The sequence below is a fragment of the Maridesulfovibrio sp. genome (genome assembly GCF_965230075.1).
Lineage (GTDB): Bacteria > Desulfobacterota > Desulfovibrionia > Desulfovibrionales > Desulfovibrionaceae > Maridesulfovibrio.
The window spans coordinates 1,325,494-1,348,887 of the sequence record NZ_OZ245945.1 but is presented as its reverse complement, the minus strand read 5'-3'; the positions used below and the strand labels follow the sequence as shown (position 1 = coordinate 1,348,887).

The following is a 23,394-nucleotide window of genomic DNA, read 5'->3' as shown; positions in this document are numbered from 1 at the left end:
CCACACTTGAAAATCATCAATATAGATGATCCCCGCCCTCCATTTCTGGAAAGCGGGGGTTACCAATATTATCTATTTATGATGCGGTTCACCCACACCCGTGACAATCCGACTCTTTTGGCTATGGCTTCCTGAGTCAGCCCATCCTGAAAATAGAGCTGCTCAATCCGCAGGTTCCGTTCAACTCTGGGGTCGGGCGGGGCGTTGGGCAGGATCTCCCGGCCATACTCCCTGCACAGCTCCCTTGCTTTGGCCTCCCCCAGCAATAAACGTAAATCCTCAAACTCTAAGCTGCGGTCACATTGACAATCACGATCTTCGCCGGGCCTGTCCATTCTTTAGTGGCCTCCATGAGCTTGTTGAATGCTTCACGGCTGCTGAGTACCGCCCTTTTCCCGTTCAGGTATCCGGGCTTTGTTCCGGTCAGGGGGCAACCTTCAGTATCTTCGACCGTGTTACCAGAATGGATACGTACATAAGTGCGCTGCGGCACGTCCTTGATGGTCCAGAGGGCGCGGCCCCTGCTCGGGGAATATTCATACTCAAGTTCGTACACATCCTCAGGGATGCAGGACACATCAACGCGGTTGTCCCGCCATGGCTCTTCAAGGGTCCAGCATATGGCCCTGCCGTCAGCCTTGAGCACTCCAAGGGTAACTTCATCGTCCTGTTCTACCCGGATCAGTTCGAGCTTATGCATTGATTATTCCCTCCAATCTTTTGAGCTTATAAACCTTGCGCTCATGCACCAGCCTTTCAAACTCTTCCGGGCCATGGGGATAAAGCAGGGCCACCCTTTCATTGGTGATTTCCACGTCTGCGGTTTCATCCACAACGTTGTCCCATTCCTTCAGGGCGATTCCTTTGGTTGTGGCCAGCTTCGCGCAGGCTGCGGAAAGTTCGGCGGCTTCCTCCGCGGCTTTAACGATGGTTAAAGTGGGGCCAAATTCCTGATTCGCTTCCTGACAAATGCTACTCATCAACGCCTCCGGCCCAATCCATCATATTTCCACCATCTTCAATATATTCGGGATTCTCCTCAACAAATGCGGCATATGCTGCGTACTGCTGGGAAGTGAAACGGTCCTTGTAAACACCCTGCAGGGCTTCAATCAGTCCTTCTTTCATTTTTTGCTTTACCTGTATGCTCCCCGGCTGGTACCGGGGAGGCTGTAGTTTCTTGAATGGCTCAGACGTGTTTTTGCTTGGCGGCTTGATGCGTCTGGGCTGTTCTGTTTTTGATTCCTGCCTCGGACGGATGCGCTCCGGTCATCCCAACACACCCTCATTGTGCATCCTCACAATGTCCCCGGCCCCGAAACCTGCGGTCCTGAGCTTGACCAGTTCATCAACCGGAATCGGCCCGCCGTATTCCACCAGCCCTTCAAGGTCCACTCCGAATGCCACTGTCTTGCCGCTTTCAGGATGGAAGATTTCACCGCTGCCGCTTTCCTCGTTCCGAACCCCGAACACTAATTTTTTCATTTCTATTTTCTCCTGTGCTAAGCACCCGCTTTCTTTATCAACACCTTCAGCCTGAACACTGAGCCGGATTCAATGTGTTAATGCGCTTATTGCGGGTTCTTGATATTGGTTCTGCGCTAAAACTTTACTTTCTGGCCTTTCGTGCTTCCTTCAACCGTGCTGTGCGTCTCTCTCTTTCCGCTTTTGAGAGCTTGCGGCCCGATTTCCCGGACCGGCTGGGATAGAGCGGGCAGTCCTTCACCGCGCACAGGCGGACATCGTTGCTGCTGTTCAGTTCCCCGCATTGCAGGCAGTAAGCCCGGATGGTCTTCAGCGGGGATTTTTCATAGCCTTCCTTGGGTCTCTTGCCAGCGCGGAATATCCACAACGGACATGTCTCCACCGGGCAGGACGCTACCTCTCTCCGGTTATCGCCACAGCAATCAACGCACTTGGCCCGAATTGCCTTCAACGGTGTGAGTTTCTTCATATTTATTACCATTTCGTGGAACTCAGCTCCTTGCCGGAACATCTGTTCCACCGGATCAGCAGCCATTGCCGTAGAGATCCGTCTGATCGGTTATGTATTCAGGTCCGGCAAATTCCACAGGCTTATTCTTCTCATTTGAACGCTGAAGCCATGAAGTGATGAACCTCTTGATTCCCCTTCTGGTTTTCCTCTTGCCGGGATTCCCCAGCAGCCAGCCTTTCATGTTTTTCAGCTCAGCAAGAATGTCTGTTTTCTCATAGAGAGATTTCAGTTCTTCATGAAAAGTTGAATCAACAACGAAGCTGCTGCCATCATTCAAGGGAAGTTCAATTATGGTTTTATTGTTCTCTGTACTGTTAACTGTATTGTTCTCTTTTAACTTTAGTTGGATAGGTTCTTTACCTTTTGTTAAAGGGGGTCTGTAACAAACCTTGAGCACCCTCTTTAATATTTCTTTACTACCCTCTTTGTAGTGAATTTCCGAAGTAACACAGCCCTTTTTCACAAGGGACCTGATCACCAGAGAAACCCGTGTCTTGGACAGGTCAAAGAATTCGGCAAAGTAAGCATTGGAGGCAAAACAGCCTTTCTCGTTGTCCAAGGATTCAATTTCAGCGAGGAAGACCTTTTCCTGCAGGGTCAGTTTCTTGGAAAGCCAGATTTCTCTCGGTATCCAAACTCCCAGGAACTTACGTTCGCGCTGCTCAGCCATTCCCGATTTCCTCCAAGGCCGAAAACTCAGGGCGGAAGATCAGCGGGACAACTCCCAGCGGCCCGTCCCTGTGCTTACGGACAATTACTTCTGTAGTGGTCAGCACCCCTGCCTTGTAGGTTTTGTTGTTGGTGTAGTAGCTGTCGTTGTAGAGCATGATGACGATATCCGTGTCCTGCTCCAGACTCCCGGAGTCGCGCAGGTCGGCAAGGATGGGCCGCTTGTCCGGCCGTAGCTCAACCCCCCGGTTCAGCTGCGAAAGCCCGATAACCGGTATTTTCAGCTCCCTTGCCAGGCTTTTTAACTGCCATGAGATGTGGCTTATCTGCCGTTCCCTTGAGTCCCTGTTGTTCGTGGGCTTGACCAGCCCGATATGGTCAACGACAATCAGCTTGCAGCCGTATTTCTTGACCGCTATGCGGGACCGGACCTTGATTTCCTCCACTGTGAGAATGGGTGAGTCGTCAATCCTGAGCCCCGAATCCCCTACGGCTTCACATCCGTCTGAGAACTGCTGGAACTGGGCATCATTCAGGTGGGCATCCCGAACAGCCAGAGTGTTTATGTGCTGGTCCTGACAAATCAGCCGCTTCACCAACTGGTTGGCAGCCATTTCAATGCTGAAGACCTGCGCCGGGATCCCGCCCCTGTAGACCGAGTTCAAGGCAAGTGTTGTCTTGCCCATGCCCGGACGGCCTGCAATGATGATGAACCGCTCATCCATAAAACCGCCAAGCAGCCTGTCCAGTTGCTGATATCCGGTAGGGATTCCAGTGGTGGCTGTAGGATTTTCCATCTTCTGTGTGGTTTCGTTCCAGACCTGCTGGACCACAGATCGAACGTCCATGCCCTGCTCCCCGGCTTCTGCAGTGGCTATTCCGGAAAGCGCGGTGGTGGCCTGTTCAATCAGTACGGAAGTCTCAGCCCCGGACCTTGCAGCCCGGATCAACTCTTCACCCTTTTCGGCCACGGTACGCCGGATGGCCGCCTCTTTAACCAGCCCGGCATTGTGCAGTGCGCTATGCCTGCTGGTCATGCCTCCGCTGAGTTCAGCCAGCATGACAGCATCCAGACTGCCCCTTGCCTCTGCATTGATGGTCACAATGTCTGTGGGCTTGCTCTGCTCATGCAGGCTTTTAATTGTTTCAAAGACCGACTTTAATACTCCTGCCGAGAAATCCTGCGGCTTCACGACTTCCAGCACATCATCAATCTCCACGGCCCTGTTCAGGATACCCTCAAGGACCGTCCTTTCAGACTCAGGAGCGGAAAGCATGCGTATTTCTCCTCACATGTTCAGCCAGCAGGAGAGCATCCGCCCTGCCGTGATCCTTTTTCCTTTCCAGCGGTGCCGCCGGGAAAAGCTGCCGCGCAACGGTCAGAGAAGGCTTGTCATTCCTAACTTTCTTGACCATGGAATAGCTTTTCATCCATGTTTGCGGGGTAATTGTTTCGAAGGGCAACCCGTAAGCCAGCAGCAGCCCCTGCCAGATTCCGAAATTCTCACCCAGCTTGAATGTTGAACTGACGCCCTGTCCGGGCATGGAGTGGACCCGCTCAAGCCCCACATTTGTGATCTGGTAGAAGCTGCGCCATTCCAGCAGCTTGCCGGACACCGTGGGAGCATCCACCCAGTCCTGAATTTCAAGGTCACCTTCGGCGGAGAGCAGGGCCATGGCTCCGGTCTTTCCGGGATCGATCCCGATTACAGCCTTCATGACCTTGCCCCCATAACCAGTGCCTGCTTTGCGATTTCAGAGGAGATAGGATCATCCCCCCGCTCAATACGCTGCAAGGCATTGATATACGTATTGCTTTCGCCTCTAAGATCACGGACCTCGCCTTCAAGTTCCGCAATCTTATCAATTTCTTCGTAATTCAAATCTACCTCCTGCCGGGGCCGCCGGAGCAGCCCCTGTTAAAATTTCCCAGATAATGCCACAGGGCTTCGGCAAAGTTTTGCTCAATAAGCCCCATTATTCCGCCCTATTTCCAAGAAAAAGAATTGCATCTTATATGAAGTAAGGCCTTCGCCCATACCATATTTCCCGAGCACCTTTTCACTGAAAATAAGGGCCAAAACAGGGCTAATTTGCCATTTAAGAACACGAGCACGCTCTAACCTTCGCCCAGCCAATTAAGGCAAACTAAAAAATCAAACGGACACCTATTGCCTTGACAAGTTCCGGATACGGTTTTTGTTACTGAACCGGCTCATCTTTCCCGGACTCATCCATAGGCAGGGGAACCTTAAGCTCCTCCCCTTCCATCTGACGGGACTTGTACATTTCCCCGGTATCGGTGCGGATGAACTCAACCATTCCGGTCTTGTAATTCAGCCGCTTGATGCATTCCACGTTGCTCATCATCCAGCCATCCCGGTAATGCTTGGCCGCGAGATTCAAGTCAGCCTCGCATTTATCAATCTGGGCCTTGAAATCAGACATGACCGCTTTTTTCTGATCCTCAAGCTCCGCCTTGAGTGTGGACTTTTCCGCCATTATCTGAGCCTTTTCATGCAGCTCTTCTTCAGTGAAACGATACTGAAGATGATCCATGTATTTACTTTCCTTGATGGTGGGGAATTTTTGCTTGGACATGCTTCCAACCTCCCTTAGTTATAGTTCCCGTTGTACTGGCCCTGATCCTGATAACCCTGCTGATCGTAGCCGCCGTTACCCTGCTGGCCTCCCGCGTTCTGCTGGCTGTCCAGAGCCTGAATGTTCTGGGCGTTAATCTCGGTGGTGTAGCGGTCCTGTCCGTTCTGGTCCTGCCATTTGCGGGTTTCCAGCTTGCCTTCAACCATGACCAAGCGGCCCTTGTTCAGGTACTGGCCCACAAATTCTGCGGTCTGCCGCCAAGCCACAACCCGGTGCCATTCGGTTTTTTCCACCTTCTGGCCGGTATTCTTGTCCTTGTAGCCCTCGTCTGTGGCAACGGAGAGATTTGCTACCGCCTGCCCGGACTGGGTGTAATTAAGCTGCGGGTCCTGCCCCAGCCTGCCGATAATGATTACTTTGTTCATGCTGCCTGCCATTAAAATGTTCCCTCCAGTTTCCGGTATTCATCACGGATGCTTTCCACATCCTCTCCGCAATATGCGCCTATCTTTTCAACCTGCCCCTTACGCCACAGGTCAAACACCCTGGAGCCGTCAAGCCCCTTTGTTTTCCGTTTAGTCCCAAGGAAAGCGGCTATCTCATCCTGCCTGCCCTTGGCTTGGTAATCCGCACCGTTCCAGACTTCCCTGATGTCGATAATCTGATCAGAATAACGCTTGCGGGGAATCTGGATGGCCAGATCCTTCAGCCCGTATTTAACCGCCCGGTGATAGATCCAGTTCATGTCAAAGGAGCGGTTGTTGAACCCGATCCAGCAGACAACATCCCCGTACCGGTTCAACTTTTTTATCCGTGTCCAGAAAGTACGGATCAACTGCTCTTCTGCTCCGCCGTAAAGAATCTCAACCGGATGATCTTCCACGGCAAAGGCAATGCACAGGATACGCCCCTTAAGGCTTTCAAGAGCCTGCCTGCGCCACAACTTTTCCAGCTCGGCATCGCCCTTTTCCGCAAACCACTTCTTAATGGTTTCCTGTTTCTTCATGCTGCCCGGAGGGGATATTTCGCTTTTCTTCGGCTTCTCCGCTCCGGGGATGGTTTCAATGTCGATAAATACGTTCAGCATCTATCTTCCTCCCGCCTGTATGAAGGCGCTCGCAGCATCAAAAGTCAGCTGCTTGGTTGAGTCGATGGGGTTCGGGTGATTCGGGAACCTGCCCAGCAGCCAGTTGTTGATATATTTGATCCGGATTGCCCGGTCTGTTTGGCCCAAGTCATTAGTGCAGATAATGTTTACCCGCTTAACCTGCCCTTCCTGCGCCAGCTTTTCATGACCGGTTACCTGTGATCCGGGAAACTGCTGCTGCACCCGATCCACTGCCGGATCATTTGGCGGCATTCCCTGCGGGGGCGGCCCTTGGCGCTGGTTCTGGGCTTGCGACCGGCCCTGCCGGGGTGGACGCCGATTCTGATTAGCCTGTTGCCCTGAATCCGGCGGCTCCTGACTGTCTGCGTCCTTGTTGTCGTCAATGCAGAACAACCCGTTCAGGGCATATTTCCGGGCGTATGAACTTGCAGCGCCTGTGATCTGGCTTTCGTCCATGCCCTTCTTGTTTTGCGGCTCCCTTGCCCAGCCCACTGCCGACATGGAGCTTTCCCCAAGTGTCACCTTGGCCTTGGCCTTCACATAAACACGGTCCCCGATCACCTCGATCTTGTCCGAGACAACCAGCACCACACCGTGTTCAGCAAGATGCGGCTTCACGCCTTCGAGAATGTCCTCACAACTCCGGTAATTATAGTTACCGAACTTGTTGCGCTGATTCTTGGGGCAGTTCAGCTTGGACTGGATCGCAACCATTTTGGTTTGTAGTTCCATCAAATGATTTCCCTCCGAATGAATATTGATTGAGACCTGAGTCAGCACCAGCGCATAAGCCATTCCGCCGCATGCCGTAAGATTCAATCGCGTTGTTGAGAAAAAGCCTAAGTAGATTTTACTGACCAGTCAACCACAAAAAAAAGAATTTTCTCTTCATATAGTATAGCTGCAAACCGCCCCTCCATACCCAAAAAGGGATTGCCGGAGACAAAGCCAACTGTTTAAAAAAAGTTAACTCAAAATAACCAGAGCATAAAAAAAGTCCCTGAAAAAACCGCTGTAAAATACAGCCGGGATCTTTCAGGGACCATATCCGCCCCGGGCAAGATGCCAGAAGCGAACGCGGAAGGTTCTATCCCTTCCGCACAATAGGAACTTTAAATCAGGCTTTCACCATCAACGCTCAAGAACCTCTGCGGCTTCCACAACACTGGTCAGCATAGCCAGCAGCGTATCCAGCAGTAATTCCGGATTTTCTGCTGAAGTCATAGCCTTTGCAATATCCTTGGCCACACTGCTGAGACTGATTACGGTCTCTACAGGATCTGCGCCTTCAATCAAAATCTTCAAAATTCCCTCCATGTCAATATTTGTTTACCCACGGGACTTAGCCAACACACCTTATCAACATGTTTTAGGATAAAAATGGAACACCAAACCAATTGAAGAAATGAGCGATAGGGAAACCTAGCACCCTGTTTATCTAAAGTAAACCACTTTAAACTAAAAAACGATTCGGCAACGCGGAAGCCCGCAATCTACTGGCCGTCCGAGCTTTGGCACCCATTTATAAACTGAAACTGCCGATAAGTATTTTTTACTTATTTTTCTAAATTTACCCGGCTTTATTCACCTTCTGAGAACGGAACAGTGATTAACACTTTAAGCTACTTTCTCTTGACACAAGAAATATGTAAGTTAAGTGTCATCATGTAGACACAAAAAAAACAGTGCAAAATCTGCCTGCTTTTAGTCTCGGAGTTCCGGTTAGCCACAGGGTGAAACTGAGAACTTTTTTTAGCCAGACATTTCAGTATATTTTACTTAGTCCATCTTTCTTAATCAAGTAATTTTTACTTACATATGAACCAGAAGGAGCCCCAGATGCCAAACAGCGAAGAAACCCACGACCGGGTCCTCAACTACGAACGGTGCATGGTCAGTATCCTGAACCGGACCATTAACGAGAAAGGACTAACCCACTCTGCCGTTGCGCGCGAGGCATGGCCCTACCTGAAAAGCCCTGCCGACCACTGGCGTAGAGCCAGAAATGCCAGAAAAAACGAGGCTCCGCGCAAAATGCCCCTGCGCGACCTTGTCGCCATGGCCCAGACGCTACAATTATCCTTCATTCAACTTTGCGCCGAGGTGGAACTGGAACTGAAAAAGGGATGGGACTACCACAAGGACGACACGATCAAGAATTGATCCTTCCGCCACAAAACAAAGCAAAAACCCCGGGCTATCAATGACCGGGGTTTTTTTTTAACTTCCTGACTGGCTGAGTGCTTCAAGATTCCAGCTTTTCCGCATTATCACGAATCGACTTCATTATGATTCTAAGGAAGTCTGACAATGTCTCGGGGTGCTCCGCATCTGGTATGGAGCGACATAAATCTTCGCCGACACGGGCAAGATCAATAATCACATGTAGAGGGTCCCCGTCCCCGTTTAATACCAACATATAACCTCCTCAATCACACTTTTAATTTACCCGTTTGAGAAGTAGAGAGATACTATAGCGCGAATAACTGGTCAATACTTATCTTAATAAAAAATCAACATTTTCAATAGCTTAACTAAAGGTTAACTTATTTAACCTCAGATTAATAATATATTAGCAACAACAATCACTACAGACGAATTCAAATGGAAAGAGCACTAATTAAAGACCTTCCCTTGTATGCGCTGCTATGCCGCCCTTCAGGTGAAATATCTTTCTACAACAAAGCATTCGAAAGACTTATACAAGACAACAGTAAGCCAATTAATATATCGGAAATATGCACCACCGAGTTTCAACCACTGATACTCAACAAGCTGCATGAATGCCTGGCCGCCGGCTGTAAATTAAACTTCAAATTTGAGACAAGCCTGTTCACAACAAATACTATCCTGATTACTCGAGCCATACCCCTGAAAAGCAATGATCAGGTCTGCCTGATATTCGACAACCTCAATATAAGGCACAAACTGGAATGCTCACTACTCCAGAACCTGCACACCCCTCAACACGACTGCTTCTGGATACTGAACAGCAAACTGGAAGTAACCTATATGCACCCCACCCCGGCCTGCCCACTCCAAATGAGTGCCTCCCCCTTTAATATTTACGATGCCTTCCCAGCCTCAGAACACTCCATGTTGCGTCAAAACCTTACTCAGGCCAGACTCAGCCCCTATGAACTGACCCCCGCCACCCTGACCATCATTTCCCCGGAAGGAAACATAGAGACAGAATTAAACACCCTCTACGCACCGGACCCTTTCTATAATGATCGCTACCTATGCGCCCTCAACTCCGGACACAGCACGGCACGGCAGATCATCTCCCGGCTCCGCATAGCTTTCAATGTTGAAAAAGACTCCCAGCTGGCCAAGAAACTTGGTGTCAGCCCTCCGGCCATAGCCGCAGCCAAGAAAAAAAACCGGGTGCCCGACTCATGGCTGATGAACTGCTACCGCCAGTGCAGGGCCTCGGTGCAATGGCTGGATTCCGGCAGGGGCAGCATGTACATAAAATAACCCATCTCAGTATTTTTTCAGGTTGACACATAAGTAAAATCTACTTAGCCTTTTCTCAACACGTCAGGGAAAGGCACACCGAACACGCCCGGATACAGCTTCCGAAAAGTAGGTCACTGCAAAACCCGCCAGCACGAGTTACCCAGCCGGTCGGCAGGAACGGTTATTAGCCCAGTTGTCAGATAAGGAGATGGAGAGCCGAGCAAAGCAAGGACCCCTCCAGACAGCGCTAAAGGTGAATTCCGAACCGAGGACAAACGCAGGGTTTATTGGATCGGTGCGTTAAAGGCCAGAGAACCAGCCACTCTCTTTTTTTATCAAACAAAATTTATAACCTATTGAAATTACAGGGAACTACAAAATGCCGTTTATGCTGAGAGAAAAAAATCAAGCCGCCACCAAGCTGGGCCGGAAAGAGGCCGGGCAGATATTGGAAGAGCACGGTATCCCGGCTTCAAAGCTGGACGCGATACAGGCTTTTAACGAATCCGCCCATCTAGCCAAGGGCGCAAACATATACTGGAGCAACAATGCTGGAAAGTAGACCCGTGCCGGGAACGGACTTCAACATTGATGCGCTGGGGAGGCTGAAGAACATCAAGACCGGCAACTACATGATGCCGACGACGACCAAGGGACGCTACTACTACAGCTTCTCCTATGGCTCATCTGTGAAAACCCTGATGAACAAGGTGTGGCCTGAAGCCGAGATTGATTTCGACCAGCACTGGTGGCTGGCGACACGGGAATATGCCGCAATCAAAAAAGCTCAAAGAACAGCTGAAATTGAGCAGCGAAAAGCCAGCCGCCTTGAGCTTGAGCGATCCGGCTACTGGGGCGCGGTAGTTCCCCCGCCGCCAGAGGCTGAATGGAGAACGCACCCGGAGTTCCCGAAAGTGGAACTTTCCGATTGCGGACTGCTTAGAAAGAAAACGGACAAAGCCACGGCCTACCGGCCCACGCTCAGCCAAAAGGGAAACCCTATTTTCTACGAGGGGATCACTGGTGGACGCAAGATGGCCCTCTTCAAGGCATACCGGGAAGTGTTCCACAAGAACCTGCCTGATTACATCCCCTCTGAAGAGCGCGGCCAGACTGAATTCATGTTCTCCTGTCCCTATGAACGGGGCATGGTGCAAACCCTTTACGGATCAGGCAGGCCGGATGCCCGGTTCAGCCCCCTGGACTGGTTCCATGAGCAACTTCCGGAAGCCGTGAAGATGGTCTTAAGCGACTAGAATTAGACATTGGCACTGGACGCGCTTATACTGACCTGTAAGCGCGTTCTTTGAAAATATAGAGAGAAAATTATGCCAGTTAGGAGAAATGGGAAATGGTACGGAAGGGTATCCTTGAACGGCTTGAGGAAGGAGAAGAAATTCCCGACAAAAAGGGATGCCGTGGCATGGGAAGTAGCAATGAAGGACAAGAAGAGTTCTTCAAAGTCCGGCGGTGGCATACTTCTGCATGTTTTGATCGACAAATATGTAGCTCACTGCGAAAAACTCGGTCAAAGTAAAAAGCACGTTGACGACAAGGAACGTACCTTTTTAACGTTCCTCAAAGTCAGCAGGACCGCCAGAACCTCAGTTGATGACCTTGAGTATGAAACGGTTCAAGAAACAATGAACGAAATTGCGGAAAAGATGTCTCCGCATCGGGCAAACGTTCACCTGACGCACCTTAACTCTATGTGGAACTGGGGAATGAAGAGACTCAGAATTCCGCAGGACAACCCCTTCTTAATCGAGAGATACACAACAGACAAAGCGCCTGTATATGTTCCCCCGGTTGAAGATTTCTGGAAGCTGATCGAAGTACTCGCCCCACATGAAGAAAGGCTTGTTATGGCCTTCCTTTACACATCGGCAAGACGCAATGAGCTTCTGGCCTTGAAATGGGATGCAGTAGAGCTGAAGAATAAAGTTGTGTTTCTGGATACCCGCAAAAGAAAGGGGGGCGGACTCCACAGGGACCCCATCCCCATGGCTCCGGAATTGGTGGAGCTGCTACAGGCCCAGCGGCTTGAAACGGGCTTTAAAGAATATGTCTTCATTTGCCACCGCACCGGGAAACCTTATGGCCCGACAACAAAAGTCATGAACAACTGGTGCAAAAAAGCCGGGCTGGAAAAGTCTTTTAACTTCCATGCTATCAGGCACTTGTCAGCATCGGTTTTGGTAAGTAAGGGGTATAGCTTAACTGATGTTCAGTCTATGTTGAGACATAAAAACACCACCACAACGCAAAAATATGTCCACTCTTTAGGGTTCCAAGGATTATCTCTAGAGGGAGCATTTGATGCAGTTCATGGAGAACGGAAGGTGAGCAAAAAGGTGAGTAGAACAAAAAAAAGGGTGAATGGTTAACTCCATGAGAAGAGCTAAATTAACCATAACACCCTGTATTTTCTGTGGTAGGCCACCAAGGACTTGAACCTTGAACCAACGGATTAAGAGTCCGCTGCTCTACCAATTGAGCCAGTGACCCGTGTCGTGAGAATGGGTTTAGAGATATTCACTATGGATGTCAATCGGTTTTTTATTTTTTTATTTAAAAAAGGCAACTAAATGCGCTTTAAGCTAATTTGTTTAATTTTATTGAGTTTCATTTCAACCTTTGCGCTTATCTGTCCGCAAACGGTTCTTAGTGCCCAAAATCAGAATCCCAACCTTGATACAAAATGGAAGCTCTACAGCTTAACCAAGGATGACCAGAAACAAACCGGACTGAAAACCAATATTCTAGTCGGGCTGATGCTTACGCCTAAAAACGGCTGGTACACATATTCCCACAATCCGGGCAAGCTGGGTCAGCCGACTACCCTGAAAGTCACCCTTACCCCGGACAACACTATCCTTCCGGCCATCTACCTTCCGGGCAAACTCAAGGATGATCCTTTCAACAAAGGGAAAAAGGTTGCCACTTATTCAGGGCCGACCCCGATTCTGGTTCCGGTTCCCGCGTCATTGAAATCTTTCACCCTCAAGGCCAAGCTATCCCTGCTCATGTGCTCCAAGACAGCCTGCCAGCCTTTCAGGACCGACCTCAGCTTTTTCGGTATGGCTGTATCCCCGGACAAACTGCCGCAGGCCAGCCTGCAACCATGGTGGCCGGAATTCGTGAAGATGCGCAAAGGCGCCAAGACCATCAAGATTTCCTTGAAGGATATTGCGTCCAAAGTTGAAGGGAAAAACGCTGAAAAGGCAACTAAATCCCAACCGCAAAAAACAGCTCCTCCGGTTCAGGATGTAACGGGAAGCAAAACCGACTCCGCGTTTTCATTCGATTCCCTGAAGCCCCGCTCCTTCACCCCGGGCCTTGAAGTGACTGACCTGACCACCGCAATCCTCTTCGGACTGCTGGCAGGCTTCCTGCTCAACTTCATGCCCTGCGTGCTTCCGGTGATCAGCCTAAAGCTCTCCACCCTGCTCGCCGGAGCCGGACACGAAAGCGCGGAAGAACAAAAACGCGGTTTCAGGGAACACAATATTTTCTTTGCGCTGGGCATCCTGCTCTACTTCGGGGTCCTCAGCGGCATACTCGGCATGACCGGAATGGCTTGGGGGCAGATTTTCCAAAAGCCCCCGGTAGTCATCGGGCTGACCGGGGTCGTTTTTGCGCTTAGCCTGAGCCTGTTTGGGTTGTTCAACCTACCCATCGTAGACCTCAAGCTCGGCTCCGATAACAGCGGGCCCCGCAGGCAGGCCCTTTTCACCGGGATACTTGCCACCCTGCTGGCGACCCCGTGCAGTGGGCCGTTCCTCGGCGGTGTGCTCGGATGGGCCATGGTCCAGCAGCATTACGTGATCAGCTCGGTTTTCCTGAGCGTGGGCGCAGGCATGGCCCTGCCTTACATATTAATGGCTATATTCCCGGCACTGGCCACCAAGTTTCCCAAGCCCGGAGCGTGGACCATCTGGATTGAACGGGCCGCAGGGTTCTTCCTTGCCGGGACATGCATCTACCTGTTCAGCATCCTGCCCGAGGATATGTACATCCCGACCCTGATCTTCCTCTGGTTCACTTCCGTGGGAGCGTGGATGTGGGGACTCTCCGCCGGCGCGGACAAGAAATCCGTCATGTACCTGCTGCGCATCGGCGCGCTGGCAATCTGCATCGGAGCCGGATTCTGGGCCGCGACACCGCAGGAACGCACCGCACACTGGATCGGCTTTGAGCAGCAGGATTTCACCGCCCGCCTTGGGAAAGAAGCCATGCTGGTGGAATTCACCGCCGACTGGTGCCCGTCCTGCAAGGTACTGAAACAGACCGTACTGACCCCGGCCAACCTCAACCGCTGGCAGGAAAAATACAACCTGACCTTCATAAAGGTAGACCTCACCGCGCCGGACAAAGTAGCCGACGAATTCCTGCGCGCACTGGGCAGCCGCTCCATCCCGCTGGCAGCCATATTCAAACCCGGGGATGATTCATCGTCCCCCACGGTCATCCGCGACCTCTACACCACAGGTCAGATGGACGAAGCTTTGAGTCAGACACTTAAATAGGGAAAGACCATGCAAAACGATTCATCAACACACGGATTCTTCAGCTGGAACGAACTGCTGACCACTGACCTTGAAGCAGCCAAGAAATTCTATGGCGACCTTCTGGGCTGGACATTCAAGGAGTCGAAAACCATTTACGGCGGCACCTACCTGACCGCCTTCAAGGACGGGCGCATGGCAGCAGGCATGATGCTCAAGCCTGACGGAACACCAGAGCACATCAAGGGCTGCTGGGACCCGTACATCACAGTCGATGACGTGGAAGCCTCAGCAGCGCAGGTTGAGGATACAGGCGGCAAGGTTGTCCTTCCCCCCACCCGGATTGAGAATGTCGGGCGGTTCTGCGTGATTCAGGACCCGCAGGGAATTTACCTGAATCTTATCACCTACGACAAAAAAGACTAATGGATTCAAAGATCTTATACATCTTTTCCGGCTTACCGGGATCAGGTAAAAGCACTCTGGCTCAAGGTTTAAGTTCTGAACTAAACTGTGCCTATCTCAGGATAGATACAATTGAGCAGGCCATACGTGACCTCTGTGAGTTCAAAGTCGAAGGAGAAGGATACCGCCTTGCCTACCGGGTTGCTTCAGACAACCTTAGCCAAGGTATCAGTGTTGTTTCGGACTCCTGCAATCCCATTGAACTGACCCGTACAGAGTGGCAACAGGTTGCTATCAATACAGGCTCAAAATTTATCAACATCGAAGTTATCTGCTCTGACAAGACAGAACACAAAGAAAGGATTGAGCAACGGGAGTCGAGTATTCCGGGGCTGAAACTGCCTACCTGGCAGCAGGTAGAAGCTAGAGAATACCACGCTTGGGAATCGGACAGGATTGTGCTGGATACAGCTGGCAAAACCCAAAACCAAAGCCTTCAAGAGCTGATTTTATCCATTAAGGAATGGCAAGGCAGGATTTAGTGCTGCGCCACCCTTTACGACTGGCCCGCAGTCAGTTATCACGTGGCTCAACAGCAACATTAAAACTACATATATAAAAGGAAGCGCATGCTCAATTTTCAGATATTTATTCCCACCCGTATTGTTTTTGGTCCCGGCAAACTTGCAGAACTGGGAACCATATCCCTGCCCAAAGGCAAAAAAGCCATGGTCATCATCGGTGAATCCGGTGCAATGATCGAGAACGGCTATCTCGATAAAGTACAGGCCCTCCTCGCCAAGCAGGATGTTTCCACCGTGGTTTTCGATAATATCTCCCCCAACCCGAAATCCGATCAGGTTGACGAGGCCGCAAAGATTGCCCGTGAAAAAGGAATCGACTTTATCGTTGCCCTTGGCGGCGGTTCCACCATCGATGCTTCCAAAGCTATCGCCCTTTTGACCACCAACGTGGGTAAATGCTGGGATTACATGCAGTCCGGTTCCGGCGGCGGAGTAAATCCTGAAAATCCCGCAGCACCGCTCATCGCTATCCCCACCACAGCGGGTACCGGCACCGAAGCGGACCAGTGGGCAGTGATCAACAAATCCGGCGGCATTGAAAAGATCAGCCTCGGTAATGATTCTACCTTCCCGGCCATCTCCATCGTTGACCCGGAACTCATGGTCAGCGTGCCCCCGCGCACAACCGCCTACACCGGCATCGATGCATTTTTCCATGCAGTGGAAACCTTCCTTTCCACCGCGCACCAGCCCATGAGCGACATGCTCGCCCTTGAAGCAGTGCACCTGAGCAGCCATTACCTGCCCATGGCAATTGCTGAAGGCGACAACATCGAAGCGCGCACAGTAATGGCATGGTCCAGCACTGCCGCCGGTATGTGCGAAACCCTGTCCCGCTGTATTTCCCAGCATGCACTTGAGCATGCGCTGAGCGCAAAATATCCCGAACTGCCGCACGGCCTCGGCCTTGCCAAGCTTTCCGTGCCCTATTTCAAGCGCCTGATCCCGGAAAGCCCGGAACGTTTCGAAGACCTCGCCATGGCCATGGGTTACGATACCCAGCAATTTGATGAAAACATGCGTGCTACCGTATTCCTCGAAGGACTGCGTTCCCTGCTCGAACGTGCCGGATTCAACGAGGAATCCCTCAAGGATTACGGTGCAAAAGAAGAAGATGTTGCCGAGCTGGTCGACATCGCCGAGCAGACCATGGGCAAGCTCTTCGAGTTCACCCCCGCGAAAATGGAACGCGAAGATCTCGAATGCATCATGTCCGAAGCTATTGCGGGTTAATCAGTTGTTAGCTTCGCGCTGCCAGACTTGATTATTCAAGGGGGAACTCATCTAATGGGTTCCCCTTAATTTCGTAGAAACTGCTAATTGACATTTTAGTGTGCTCTTTTATAAGTATAACTACAGACAATTAAAGAATTTTGGCATGTTTCAAAGTGTTGGTAGATGGGGATCGGAGGAAAATACCGCACAATGACTAAAAAGCAGAAAAGAATAATTCAGTGCCCGTTTTGCGATAGCAACCGCCTTTATTTCAGGCGGGGGCTGGTTGCTGACGTCCTTATTTCACTGCTCGTACCGGTCAGGTCCTACTCCTGCGGTTCATGCAGCCGCAGCTTCCGCCGCTATGGCAACTACTTCACCAGCAAGCAGGCCCTGATCCACATTTTCGGCGCATTGGCAATTCTCGCCTTCATCAATCCGCAACTGCTTCTTCCCGAAAGCTGGATGCTCCAGGAGGAACAGTCCGAAACTGCACCTGCTAAAGAAACAGAATTGATTGAAGCCGAGCCGGAAAACGAGCTTCCCCTGCTTTCCATGGCTATTGCCAATGCCACCAACAGCAGTGTTGAAGTTGAAAACGGAACTGTTGCCATCCCGGTTGCTAACGGCACAGCCAATGCAACTCTAATCAATGCCACACAGAGTAACGCCACAAAGGGCAACGCTACTTCAAAAACCATTCTGGCCTTCAACGGCACAGATGTCAGCAACGCCACAACCGCAGCTGAAAAAGCTGAAGAAGCACCAAAGCCGGAAGACGAAAAGCACGGTCTGCAGGAAGGCAAGCTCAAGTCCATCTATTTCAAGGAAGTGGACAACAAGACCAGAATCAGCCTCGATCTCGGTGGCTCGCCCCTGTCCTACACATCTTTTTTCCTGAAAGACCCCAACCGCCTTGTGGTCGATATCCAAGGCAAATGGGATTACTTCGGGCCTACCGTGCTCAAGCCGGAGAACCCGATCTTCTCACGCTTCAGGATCGGCATCTACGATGACAAAATCCGCATGGTCATGGACCTCAAAGGTCAGACCCCGGCCCCAGTTATTAACAAGACCGGAAGCGGACTTGATATTGATGTGAAGTAATTTTTACAGACAGAAGACAAAACGAATCCCCCGTAGCCTGATAGTTGCGGGGGATTTTTCGTTAGTACCGTAAGCTTATAAAAAGAAATGGATTGAACGGGTCCGCCATGTCGGGTTAAACTCGGCCTAAAATTGATACTCTTAAATCCTTAACCGGAGACAATTATGGATCACCCTATCATTAAAGACCTTAACTTTCGCTATGCCTGCAAAAAATACGATGCTGCTAAACGCATTCCAGCCGACAAAATAGCTATCATCAAAGAGGCCATGCGCTTGTCGCCTTCATCCGTTAATTCGCAGCCATGGAAATTTATTATTATCGAAAGTGACGAAGCAAAACAGCGCTTCCACGATACTTTTGCCAATAAATTTGAATTCAACCAGCCTCACGCTACGGAGGCCTCGCACATAATTCTATTCGCTTACAATCCCTACTTCACAGAAAAACAATATAAAAAAGTTGTAGATGCCGAGGTCAAGTCGGGTCATCTACCAGCGGATAAATATGACGAGATGATGGAAAAAGGGATGTTCTTTGCCGGACTGAATACTGATGAAACCGGATTCAACGGCAGCTGGACCAAAGCCCAGACTTATCTCGCACTGGGCAACACCATGCATACGATTGCGCGGCTGGGACTAGAGTCCACCCCTATGGAGGGTGTTGATTCTGAACTTATTGGTGAGACCTTCAAGAAAGAGCTTAACGGCTACGTCTGCGAAGTAGCACTGGCACTGGGATATCATCTGAAAGGCGGCGATTACAACCACGGTCAGCCTAAAGCACGGCTGGCGAGAGAAGACGTCATAACCGTTATATAAATAAAAAAAGGGTACGCAGGCAGCCAAAACCATCTGCGTACCCTTTTGATTTTTCAAACCAATAACTTACTCAATACAAATAATATCGTAATCATCACCGGTCAGGCACTCCGGCCCGTCTGCGGTGACTTCAAAAGTATTTTCCACCCCGACCATGCCTATTCCGGGAATGCCCTGCTTCGGCTCTAGGGCGAAGACCATACCTTCTTCAATGGGGATATCAAAGCCCTTGGCAATGGGTGGAAAGCCGTCCACAGTCAGGCCGATGCCGTGCCCGATAAACGGGACCTTGCATTCGCCGATGCCCATGAAACCTTCCATGAAGCCCTCTTTCTCTGCCTGTTCCATGACCTTGGCATAGACCTCACTGACCATGGTTCCGGGATAAAGATGATCAGCAGCCAGAGCCTGCATATCCTGACAAAAATACTGCGCATCCAGAACTTCCTTGGGAATGGAACTCTTGGGTCCGGCCCAGTAAACCTGTGTCTTATCGGTATGGTAACCCTGCATTACAAATCCGCAATCCACGGAAAGGGGCGCGCCCTTCTCCCAGAACTTGTCGCCGCTGCCCATAAACGGTGAAGCCGGATGCACCCCGCGCAGCCCCAGCGGACCGTTAAATGAACTGGGGTAGATACCGGAATCCCCGGCGGAAATATGACCGAGGAAAATCTCCTCATTAAAAGTCTGCATGCGCATGTGCCCTTCATGGCCCAGCTCGAAAAAGATATTCCAGAGATATTTTGCTATCTCCATCTCGCTCATGCCTGTCTCAAGCAGCTCCGGCAGGATTTCAAACAACGCGGTATGGTGCAGGTGTCCCACTTCGCGCATGATCTCCAGTTCCCACTCGGACTTCACCGCACGGGACATAGCCAGCACCTTATCGCCGGGTACAAATTTATATTCGGACATGCGGGATGTGAGCATTTCACCCAGCTGCCATGTGAGGCCTGCGGTTTCTGCGCCCATAACTTCACTCAACGGCTGGCCCATTTGTCTGGCAATGGGAGCCAGATCCTTAAAAGACTTGAAGCTGGCGATATTTTTAATGGAACTTTCAATGTTTGCCCGGTCACAGGACTTGCGGACAAAAAGAATCGGTTCCCCTTCCAGCGGAAGCCATACTGCACCGTTGACAAATGAGCCGGAGAGGTAATAAATCTGCAAACGCGAAAAGCAGAGCATGCCCCCTGCCTGTGGAGCTACTTCGGGCAGGAAACGGCGGCATTTTGCCCAGCGGGCTTCAAGCTCACTGCGCGGAACAACTACATTGGATTCCAGATCAGACATGGGCTATACTCCTTGGATGTATCGGATTCATATAAATAAGGATTCTTGGAAAAGAGAACTTTGCAAGTAACCGGGCTTTACTGTAGCATGCTGAAATCAATTGCCCGGAGAGATCAAAATATGCTTATATTTGACGGAAAAAAATTAGCCGCACTTCTTGATGAGGTCAAGGTAATAGCCGTAATCGGCGCGGTGGATAAGCCCGGACGCCCTGTTGACCGGGTCTGCCGTTATATGATGGATGCAGGTTTTGAAATTATCCCGGTTCACCCAAAAAGGGAGAATGTCTGGGGCCTTAAGACCTACAAATCCGTCAAGGACATCCCTGTTCCGGTCGATCTCGTAAACCTTTTCCGGGCTTCCCAGTTCTGCGCTGACCACGCCCGTGAAGTACTGGAGCTTGAAACCCTGCCCAAATGCTTCTGGATGCAGCAGGATATTTTCAGCCCCGAAGCACGCGAACTACTCGAAGGCAAAGACATCACCGTAATCGAAGACCGTTGCATAATGGTTGACCATAAAAATTTAGCAGGCAAGAAATAATGAGCAAGGCTTTTGAATGCCGGATGTGCGGCCACTGCTGCCAGGGCGAAGGCGGTATCATCATGACCGCCAAGGACCGTAACCGTCTCGCCGATCACCTCGGCATCTCCGAACAGGAACTTATTGAAAAACACAGCGAAACCGTAAACGGCAAAATCCGTCTCCAATCCCGCGAGGACGGATACTGTGTATTTTATAATGAAGGCTGCGGTGTCCATCCCGGACGCCCTGATATCTGTCGCGCATGGCCCTTTTTCCGGGGCAATCTTATTGATGAGATGAGCTGGGAGATGATTCAGGAATACTGTCCCGGCGTTAACAACGAAGCTGGCCATGCCAAATTCGTTGAAGAAGGCAAGGCATACATCCGCGCCGAAGGACTGCGCCAGCATGATCCTGATGTTGCACCCAACGCACTGATCACTGACGAAGACTAATAATCACTATGAACACAAGACAGGCACAGAGCATTCTAAAAGTCGGACCCAACGCCAGCGAGGAGGACATAAAACGTTCCTTCCGCAAGCTGGCCTTCAGCATGCACCCTGACTTGAACCCCAGCCCTGATGCCGCAAAGAAGTTCCGGGAACTGAACGAGGCCTACGTCTTTCTTAAAAACGTAGCCGGCAATACCGGGGCTGGAAAAGCTTCTGCGGATAAACGTTCATACACCCGCCAGAAATCAAACTTCAAATCTCAATCAGAACGCAAGACCGCCCGCGAAGGTGCCAGCGCCTACCGGGCGCAGCAATCCAAAGCCAAAACCGAAGCGCGCAACAACGGTACCTCCAGTGCCCAGCAGAGCCGCTACTTTTTCCAGAAGGAAGAAGATGTGCTCAAGGATATCCTGAACGATCCTTTTGCACGGCAGGTCTTTGAAGACATCTACAGCCAGATCAGCAAGGACAAGCCCTTCCGCAAGCCGTCCGCACCCATCAAGGAACGCAAGCTCAATGTAAACTGGGGCGACAAAAGCGCATCGGTTGATGTTTCCTCCGGTCTCGGATCAGGAATCAAGGGCTGGTTCAAGGGCCAGCTGGATGATGAACAGACTGTCTACTTCCCGGCCTCTGCCCTGCATCCCGGCCGGAGCGTACGCATCACCCTGCAACAGGGTCTCCGCAAAAAGAGCAAAACCCTTGAGATCACCCTGCCCCGCGATTTCGTCATCGGGCGCCCCATCCGCCTAAAAGGACAGGGCCGTAAACTTGGTCCTTTCAAGGGCGATCTCTATCTGCGCATAATGGCAAAGTAATCTTTTACAGCCAGCTTCTTTTTTTTTGAAAAAAATATATTCCGGTTACATTTTCACTTGTTTTCCTTCGTTTTTTTGACTAGCTCCTATATATAGAACAGAACCGTTATATACTGCCGCCTTAAGGCAAAGGCAGCCGTTCTTCCGGATACATTTCTGCATCCGGAAAATATACCCTCATTAAAGTTACAGACTTCTGCGGTTCAATAAGTATTTAACAAACAGAAGGGGGCCCCTCTCATGCTGGCTATTCTTGACTACAAGGCCGGAAACCAGACCAGTGTACAGCGCGCGCTGAACAAACTGGGCATTCCAAACCAGATTACTTCCGACAAGGAAGTCCTGTCCGAAGCTACAGGCATCATCTTTCCCGGTGTCGGAGCTGCCGGTCAGGCCATGGATGAACTCACATCCGGCGGACTGGATGAACTTCTCAAGGATCTCGTGCAGCAGAAAAAGCCGCTGCTCGGTATCTGTGTCGGCTGCCAGATCCTGCTCGACTACAGCGAAGAAAACGACACTCAGGCTCTTTCCGTAATTCCCGGTGAATGCCGCCTCTTCAATCCCTCTTGGGAAGATTACGAAGGCGTTGCCATCCGCGTGCCCCACATGGGCTGGAACCAGATTGAGCTTAAGCAGGACTGTGTTCTTTTCAAGGACATCGATCCTGAAGCACATTTCTATTTTGTACACAGCTACTATCCTGCACCCGAAGACAAATACATCATCGGTGAAACCATCTATGGCCGCCCCTTCTGCTCCCTGCACGGACGCGAAGGTCTCTGGGCCGTTCAGTTCCACCCGGAAAAGAGCGGACGCCCCGGCCTGAAGCTGCTTTCCAATTTCTACGAATACTGCAAGGAGGTTTCCGATGCTTAGTAAAAGAGTCATCCCCTGCCTCGATGTAAGGAACGGAATCCTCACCAAGGGCATTAAATTCAAAGGCAATGTTGATATCGGTGATCCCGTGGAAACTGCCCGCCTCTACTATGAACAGGGCGCGGACGAAATCGTCTTCTACGACATCACCGCATCTTCCGAAGGTCGCGGTATTTTCCTCGACGTGGTCGAGCGCGTAGCTTCTGAAATTTTCATCCCCTTCTCCGTGGGCGGCGGTATCAACTCCGTACAGGATATGCGTGACGTACTCCTCGCCGGAGCGGAAAAGGTTTCCGTCAACTCCGGTGCGGTCAAGAACCCGGACATCATCAGCGAAGGGGCCGCAGCGTTCGGTTCCCAGTGCATCGTGCTCGGCATGGATGTTAAGCGTGTTGAGAAATCCGAGAAGATTCCTTCCGGTTTCGAAATCGTCATCAACGGCGGCCGCAAGTACATGGGCATCGACGCCCTCGAATGGGCCAAGACCGGGGAATCCCTCGGCGCAGGCGAAATCTGCCTTAACTCCATTGATGCTGACGGCGTAAAGACAGGTTACGACCTCGAACTTACCCGACTGGTAGCTGAAAGCGTACAGATTCCCGTCATCGCATCCGGTGGTGCCGGTAATCCGCAGCACATGGTAGAGGCCGTAACCGAAGGCCGCGCCACTGCCGCGCTCATCGCCTCCATCGTCCACTACGGAGATTACACCATCCCCCAGCTCAAGGAGCACATGGCTTCTAAAGGCGTGCGCGTCCGCAACAGCTGGTAAAAGGCATGCCTCCGGCGGCTCTCCGAGGGCTTAAACCCTTTAAGTTGTTTAAAGAGTTGCCAGCTTGGCAGAATGTGACTTAAAAATAAAAAGGCGAAGTTGGATTTCCAGCTTCGCCTTTCTTCGTGTGATTATACTTGCCTATTTGCATGTTCGGTGAGATAAAATA

Annotated in this window: 33 protein-coding genes and 1 tRNA gene; 16 read left to right on the top strand and 18 right to left on the bottom strand. The window is 50.9% G+C overall.

Annotated elements, in window-relative coordinates:
* Positions 1–68: 68 nt before the first annotated feature.
* From ACO05Z_RS06225 to ACO05Z_RS06155, 15 genes are all read right to left on the bottom strand, one after another.
* Entirely contained in the window at positions 69–266 is a 198-nt protein-coding gene (locus ACO05Z_RS06225) for a hypothetical protein (protein ID WP_421901286.1), read from the bottom strand.
* Between the two features lie 20 nt (positions 267–286).
* Positions 287–700 (bottom strand): DUF5675 family protein, encoded by a 414-nt coding sequence (locus tag ACO05Z_RS06220; RefSeq protein ID WP_421901285.1) that lies wholly within the window; start codon positions 698–700, stop codon positions 287–289.
* Entirely contained in the window at positions 693–980 is a 288-nt protein-coding gene (locus ACO05Z_RS06215; RefSeq protein WP_421901284.1) for a hypothetical protein, read from the bottom strand. Before ACO05Z_RS06215 ends, ACO05Z_RS06220 begins: the two co-directional genes overlap by 8 nt.
* Positions 973–1,128 carry a hypothetical protein gene (locus ACO05Z_RS06210; RefSeq protein ID WP_421901283.1) on the bottom strand — a complete coding sequence of 52 codons (156 nt, stop codon included), beginning with the start codon at positions 1,126–1,128 and terminating at the stop codon, positions 973–975. The genes ACO05Z_RS06215 and ACO05Z_RS06210 overlap by 8 nt, the downstream gene beginning before the upstream one ends.
* 141 nt (positions 1,129–1,269) lie before the next feature.
* Complete coding sequence (locus tag ACO05Z_RS06205; protein WP_421901282.1) at positions 1,270–1,485, bottom strand: hypothetical protein; 216 nt, start codon at positions 1,483–1,485, stop codon at positions 1,270–1,272.
* 124 nt (positions 1,486–1,609) lie between these two features.
* Positions 1,610–2,020, bottom strand: coding sequence for a hypothetical protein (locus tag ACO05Z_RS06200; RefSeq protein WP_421901281.1), 411 nt, complete (start codon positions 2,018–2,020; stop codon positions 1,610–1,612).
* Positions 2,010–2,666, bottom strand: a complete 657-nt coding sequence (locus tag ACO05Z_RS06195; RefSeq protein WP_421901280.1) for a helix-turn-helix domain-containing protein — start codon at positions 2,664–2,666, stop codon at positions 2,010–2,012. The genes ACO05Z_RS06200 and ACO05Z_RS06195 overlap by 11 nt, the downstream gene beginning before the upstream one ends.
* On the bottom strand, positions 2,659–3,942 hold the full coding sequence (locus ACO05Z_RS06190; protein ID WP_421901279.1) for a replicative DNA helicase: 1,284 nt from the start codon (positions 3,940–3,942) through the stop codon (positions 2,659–2,661). Before ACO05Z_RS06190 ends, ACO05Z_RS06195 begins: the two co-directional genes overlap by 8 nt.
* Positions 3,926–4,384 carry a hypothetical protein gene (locus ACO05Z_RS06185; protein WP_421901278.1) on the bottom strand — a complete coding sequence of 153 codons (459 nt, stop codon included), beginning with the start codon at positions 4,382–4,384 and terminating at the stop codon, positions 3,926–3,928. The genes ACO05Z_RS06190 and ACO05Z_RS06185 overlap by 17 nt, the downstream gene beginning before the upstream one ends.
* Positions 4,381–4,548, bottom strand: a complete 168-nt coding sequence (locus ACO05Z_RS06180; protein WP_421901277.1) for a hypothetical protein — start codon at positions 4,546–4,548, stop codon at positions 4,381–4,383. The genes ACO05Z_RS06185 and ACO05Z_RS06180 overlap by 4 nt, the downstream gene beginning before the upstream one ends.
* 319 nt (positions 4,549–4,867) lie before the next feature.
* Positions 4,868–5,266 (bottom strand): hypothetical protein, encoded by a 399-nt coding sequence (locus ACO05Z_RS06175; protein ID WP_421901276.1) that lies wholly within the window; start codon positions 5,264–5,266, stop codon positions 4,868–4,870.
* Between the two features lie 14 nt (positions 5,267–5,280).
* Positions 5,281–5,703 carry a single-stranded DNA-binding protein gene (locus tag ACO05Z_RS06170; protein WP_421901275.1) on the bottom strand — a complete coding sequence of 141 codons (423 nt, stop codon included), beginning with the start codon at positions 5,701–5,703 and terminating at the stop codon, positions 5,281–5,283.
* Entirely contained in the window at positions 5,703–6,353 is a 651-nt protein-coding gene (locus tag ACO05Z_RS06165) for a ribonuclease H-like domain-containing protein (RefSeq protein ID WP_421901274.1), read from the bottom strand. The genes ACO05Z_RS06170 and ACO05Z_RS06165 overlap by 1 nt, the downstream gene beginning before the upstream one ends.
* A complete protein-coding gene (locus ACO05Z_RS06160) occupies positions 6,354–7,106 on the bottom strand; it encodes an ERF family protein (RefSeq protein WP_421904173.1) in 753 nt (250 codons plus the stop codon). It lies immediately after the preceding gene.
* A gap of 399 nt (positions 7,107–7,505) precedes the next feature.
* On the bottom strand, positions 7,506–7,679 hold the full coding sequence (locus ACO05Z_RS06155) for a hypothetical protein (protein WP_421901273.1): 174 nt from the start codon (positions 7,677–7,679) through the stop codon (positions 7,506–7,508).
* A gap of 534 nt (positions 7,680–8,213) precedes the next feature.
* Between ACO05Z_RS06155 and ACO05Z_RS06150 the strand changes: the two genes are divergently transcribed.
* Complete coding sequence (locus tag ACO05Z_RS06150; protein WP_421901272.1) at positions 8,214–8,537, top strand: hypothetical protein; 324 nt, start codon at positions 8,214–8,216, stop codon at positions 8,535–8,537.
* An 82-nt stretch (positions 8,538–8,619) separates the two neighbouring features.
* On the opposite strand, the gene ACO05Z_RS06145 is transcribed toward ACO05Z_RS06150, so the two are convergent.
* Complete coding sequence (locus tag ACO05Z_RS06145; protein ID WP_421901271.1) at positions 8,620–8,793, bottom strand: hypothetical protein; 174 nt, start codon at positions 8,791–8,793, stop codon at positions 8,620–8,622.
* 185 nt (positions 8,794–8,978) lie between these two features.
* Here ACO05Z_RS06145 and ACO05Z_RS06140 point away from each other — a divergent pair, with 185 nt between their 5' ends.
* The 4 genes from ACO05Z_RS06140 to ACO05Z_RS06125 all read left to right on the top strand — a co-directional run bounded on the left by ACO05Z_RS06140 (position 8,979) and on the right by ACO05Z_RS06125 (position 12,223).
* Positions 8,979–9,854: a helix-turn-helix domain-containing protein gene (locus ACO05Z_RS06140; RefSeq protein WP_421901270.1), complete on the top strand. Its 876-nt coding sequence runs from the start codon at positions 8,979–8,981 to the stop codon at positions 9,852–9,854.
* A 361-nt stretch (positions 9,855–10,215) separates the two neighbouring features.
* The gene (locus ACO05Z_RS06135) at positions 10,216–10,398 is read left to right on the top strand and encodes a hypothetical protein (RefSeq protein WP_421901269.1); all 183 of its coding nucleotides are present in this window, start codon (positions 10,216–10,218) and stop codon (positions 10,396–10,398) included.
* A 70-nt stretch (positions 10,399–10,468) separates the two neighbouring features.
* Positions 10,469–11,092, top strand: a complete 624-nt coding sequence (locus ACO05Z_RS06130; protein ID WP_421901268.1) for a hypothetical protein — start codon at positions 10,469–10,471, stop codon at positions 11,090–11,092.
* A gap of 72 nt (positions 11,093–11,164) precedes the next feature.
* A complete protein-coding gene (locus ACO05Z_RS06125; RefSeq protein WP_421901267.1) occupies positions 11,165–12,223 on the top strand; it encodes a tyrosine-type recombinase/integrase in 1,059 nt (352 codons plus the stop codon).
* A 45-nt stretch (positions 12,224–12,268) separates the two neighbouring features.
* Here ACO05Z_RS06125 and ACO05Z_RS06120 read toward each other — a convergent pair.
* A tRNA-Lys gene (locus ACO05Z_RS06120) sits at positions 12,269–12,344 on the bottom strand.
* Positions 12,345–12,454: 110 nt separating this feature from the next.
* Between ACO05Z_RS06120 and ACO05Z_RS06115 the strand changes: the two genes are divergently transcribed.
* The 6 genes from ACO05Z_RS06115 (at position 12,455) to ACO05Z_RS06090 (ending at position 18,480) form a co-directional block, all read left to right on the top strand.
* Positions 12,455–14,365, top strand: a complete 1,911-nt coding sequence (locus ACO05Z_RS06115) for a cytochrome c biogenesis protein CcdA (RefSeq protein ID WP_421901266.1) — start codon at positions 12,455–12,457, stop codon at positions 14,363–14,365.
* 9 nt (positions 14,366–14,374) lie between these two features.
* Positions 14,375–14,770 (top strand): VOC family protein, encoded by a 396-nt coding sequence (locus tag ACO05Z_RS06110; RefSeq protein ID WP_421901265.1) that lies wholly within the window; start codon positions 14,375–14,377, stop codon positions 14,768–14,770.
* Positions 14,770–15,291 carry an AAA family ATPase gene (locus ACO05Z_RS06105; protein ID WP_421901264.1) on the top strand — a complete coding sequence of 174 codons (522 nt, stop codon included), beginning with the start codon at positions 14,770–14,772 and terminating at the stop codon, positions 15,289–15,291. The genes ACO05Z_RS06110 and ACO05Z_RS06105 overlap by 1 nt, the downstream gene beginning before the upstream one ends.
* Positions 15,292–15,378: 87 nt before the next feature.
* Positions 15,379–16,566 (top strand): iron-containing alcohol dehydrogenase, encoded by a 1,188-nt coding sequence (locus tag ACO05Z_RS06100; protein ID WP_421901263.1) that lies wholly within the window; start codon positions 15,379–15,381, stop codon positions 16,564–16,566.
* A 192-nt stretch (positions 16,567–16,758) separates the two neighbouring features.
* Positions 16,759–17,655, top strand: coding sequence for an AMIN domain-containing protein (locus tag ACO05Z_RS06095; protein WP_421901262.1), 897 nt, complete (start codon positions 16,759–16,761; stop codon positions 17,653–17,655).
* A gap of 165 nt (positions 17,656–17,820) precedes the next feature.
* The gene (locus ACO05Z_RS06090) at positions 17,821–18,480 is read left to right on the top strand and encodes a nitroreductase family protein (protein ID WP_421901261.1); all 660 of its coding nucleotides are present in this window, start codon (positions 17,821–17,823) and stop codon (positions 18,478–18,480) included.
* Positions 18,481–18,546: 66 nt separating this feature from the next.
* Here the strand turns inward: ACO05Z_RS06090 and ACO05Z_RS06085 are convergent, their stop codons facing one another.
* Positions 18,547–19,776 carry a M24 family metallopeptidase gene (locus tag ACO05Z_RS06085; protein WP_421901260.1) on the bottom strand — a complete coding sequence of 410 codons (1,230 nt, stop codon included), beginning with the start codon at positions 19,774–19,776 and terminating at the stop codon, positions 18,547–18,549.
* Positions 19,777–19,896: 120 nt separating this feature from the next.
* Between ACO05Z_RS06085 and ACO05Z_RS06080 the strand changes: the two genes are divergently transcribed.
* The 5 genes from ACO05Z_RS06080 (at position 19,897) to hisF (ending at position 23,225) form a co-directional block, all read left to right on the top strand.
* Positions 19,897–20,319 (top strand): CoA-binding protein, encoded by a 423-nt coding sequence (locus ACO05Z_RS06080; RefSeq protein ID WP_421901259.1) that lies wholly within the window; start codon positions 19,897–19,899, stop codon positions 20,317–20,319.
* Positions 20,319–20,756: a YkgJ family cysteine cluster protein gene (locus ACO05Z_RS06075; RefSeq protein ID WP_421901258.1), complete on the top strand. Its 438-nt coding sequence runs from the start codon at positions 20,319–20,321 to the stop codon at positions 20,754–20,756. The genes ACO05Z_RS06080 and ACO05Z_RS06075 overlap by 1 nt, the downstream gene beginning before the upstream one ends.
* Before the next feature lie 8 nt (positions 20,757–20,764).
* A complete protein-coding gene (locus tag ACO05Z_RS06070; protein WP_421901257.1) occupies positions 20,765–21,574 on the top strand; it encodes a J domain-containing protein in 810 nt (269 codons plus the stop codon).
* Between the two features lie 240 nt (positions 21,575–21,814).
* Positions 21,815–22,453, top strand: a complete 639-nt coding sequence (gene hisH, locus ACO05Z_RS06065; protein ID WP_421901256.1) for an imidazole glycerol phosphate synthase subunit HisH — start codon at positions 21,815–21,817, stop codon at positions 22,451–22,453.
* Positions 22,446–23,225, top strand: coding sequence for an imidazole glycerol phosphate synthase subunit HisF (gene hisF / locus ACO05Z_RS06060; protein ID WP_421901255.1), 780 nt, complete (start codon positions 22,446–22,448; stop codon positions 23,223–23,225). Before hisH ends, hisF begins: the two co-directional genes overlap by 8 nt.
* Positions 23,226–23,394 lie beyond the last annotated feature (169 nt).

Coding starts and splice junctions, on each gene's coding strand:
- ACO05Z_RS06220 (WP_421901285.1), bottom strand. CDS start 700: ATGCATAAGCTCGAACTGATCCGGGTAGAACAGGACGATGAAGTTACC.
- ACO05Z_RS06215 (WP_421901284.1), bottom strand. CDS start 980: ATGAGTAGCATTTGTCAGGAAGCGAATCAGGAATTTGGCCCCACTTTA.
- ACO05Z_RS06210 (WP_421901283.1), bottom strand. CDS start 1,128: ATGAAAGAAGGACTGATTGAAGCCCTGCAGGGTGTTTACAAGGACCGT.
- ACO05Z_RS06205 (WP_421901282.1), bottom strand. CDS start 1,485: ATGAAAAAATTAGTGTTCGGGGTTCGGAACGAGGAAAGCGGCAGCGGT.
- ACO05Z_RS06200 (WP_421901281.1), bottom strand. CDS start 2,020: ATGGCTGCTGATCCGGTGGAACAGATGTTCCGGCAAGGAGCTGAGTTC.
- ACO05Z_RS06195 (WP_421901280.1), bottom strand. CDS start 2,666: ATGGCTGAGCAGCGCGAACGTAAGTTCCTGGGAGTTTGGATACCGAGA.
- ACO05Z_RS06190 (WP_421901279.1), bottom strand. CDS start 3,942: ATGCTTTCCGCTCCTGAGTCTGAAAGGACGGTCCTTGAGGGTATCCTG.
- ACO05Z_RS06185 (WP_421901278.1), bottom strand. CDS start 4,384: ATGAAGGCTGTAATCGGGATCGATCCCGGAAAGACCGGAGCCATGGCC.
- ACO05Z_RS06175 (WP_421901276.1), bottom strand. CDS start 5,266: ATGTCCAAGCAAAAATTCCCCACCATCAAGGAAAGTAAATACATGGAT.
- ACO05Z_RS06170 (WP_421901275.1), bottom strand. CDS start 5,703: ATGGCAGGCAGCATGAACAAAGTAATCATTATCGGCAGGCTGGGGCAG.
- ACO05Z_RS06165 (WP_421901274.1), bottom strand. CDS start 6,353: ATGCTGAACGTATTTATCGACATTGAAACCATCCCCGGAGCGGAGAAG.
- ACO05Z_RS06160 (WP_421904173.1), bottom strand. CDS start 7,106: ATGGAACTACAAACCAAAATGGTTGCGATCCAGTCCAAGCTGAACTGC.
- ACO05Z_RS06150 (WP_421901272.1), top strand. CDS start 8,214: ATGCCAAACAGCGAAGAAACCCACGACCGGGTCCTCAACTACGAACGG.
- ACO05Z_RS06145 (WP_421901271.1), bottom strand. CDS start 8,793: ATGTTGGTATTAAACGGGGACGGGGACCCTCTACATGTGATTATTGAT.
- ACO05Z_RS06140 (WP_421901270.1), top strand. CDS start 8,979: ATGGAAAGAGCACTAATTAAAGACCTTCCCTTGTATGCGCTGCTATGC.
- ACO05Z_RS06135 (WP_421901269.1), top strand. CDS start 10,216: ATGCCGTTTATGCTGAGAGAAAAAAATCAAGCCGCCACCAAGCTGGGC.
- ACO05Z_RS06130 (WP_421901268.1), top strand. CDS start 10,469: ATGATGCCGACGACGACCAAGGGACGCTACTACTACAGCTTCTCCTAT.
- ACO05Z_RS06125 (WP_421901267.1), top strand. CDS start 11,165: ATGCCAGTTAGGAGAAATGGGAAATGGTACGGAAGGGTATCCTTGAAC.
- ACO05Z_RS06110 (WP_421901265.1), top strand. CDS start 14,375: ATGCAAAACGATTCATCAACACACGGATTCTTCAGCTGGAACGAACTG.
- ACO05Z_RS06105 (WP_421901264.1), top strand. CDS start 14,770: ATGGATTCAAAGATCTTATACATCTTTTCCGGCTTACCGGGATCAGGT.
- ACO05Z_RS06100 (WP_421901263.1), top strand. CDS start 15,379: ATGCTCAATTTTCAGATATTTATTCCCACCCGTATTGTTTTTGGTCCC.
- ACO05Z_RS06095 (WP_421901262.1), top strand. CDS start 16,759: ATGACTAAAAAGCAGAAAAGAATAATTCAGTGCCCGTTTTGCGATAGC.
- ACO05Z_RS06090 (WP_421901261.1), top strand. CDS start 17,821: ATGGATCACCCTATCATTAAAGACCTTAACTTTCGCTATGCCTGCAAA.
- ACO05Z_RS06085 (WP_421901260.1), bottom strand. CDS start 19,776: ATGTCTGATCTGGAATCCAATGTAGTTGTTCCGCGCAGTGAGCTTGAA.
- ACO05Z_RS06080 (WP_421901259.1), top strand. CDS start 19,897: ATGCTTATATTTGACGGAAAAAAATTAGCCGCACTTCTTGATGAGGTC.
- ACO05Z_RS06075 (WP_421901258.1), top strand. CDS start 20,319: ATGAGCAAGGCTTTTGAATGCCGGATGTGCGGCCACTGCTGCCAGGGC.
- ACO05Z_RS06070 (WP_421901257.1), top strand. CDS start 20,765: ATGAACACAAGACAGGCACAGAGCATTCTAAAAGTCGGACCCAACGCC.
- hisH (WP_421901256.1), top strand. CDS start 21,815: ATGCTGGCTATTCTTGACTACAAGGCCGGAAACCAGACCAGTGTACAG.
- hisF (WP_421901255.1), top strand. CDS start 22,446: ATGCTTAGTAAAAGAGTCATCCCCTGCCTCGATGTAAGGAACGGAATC.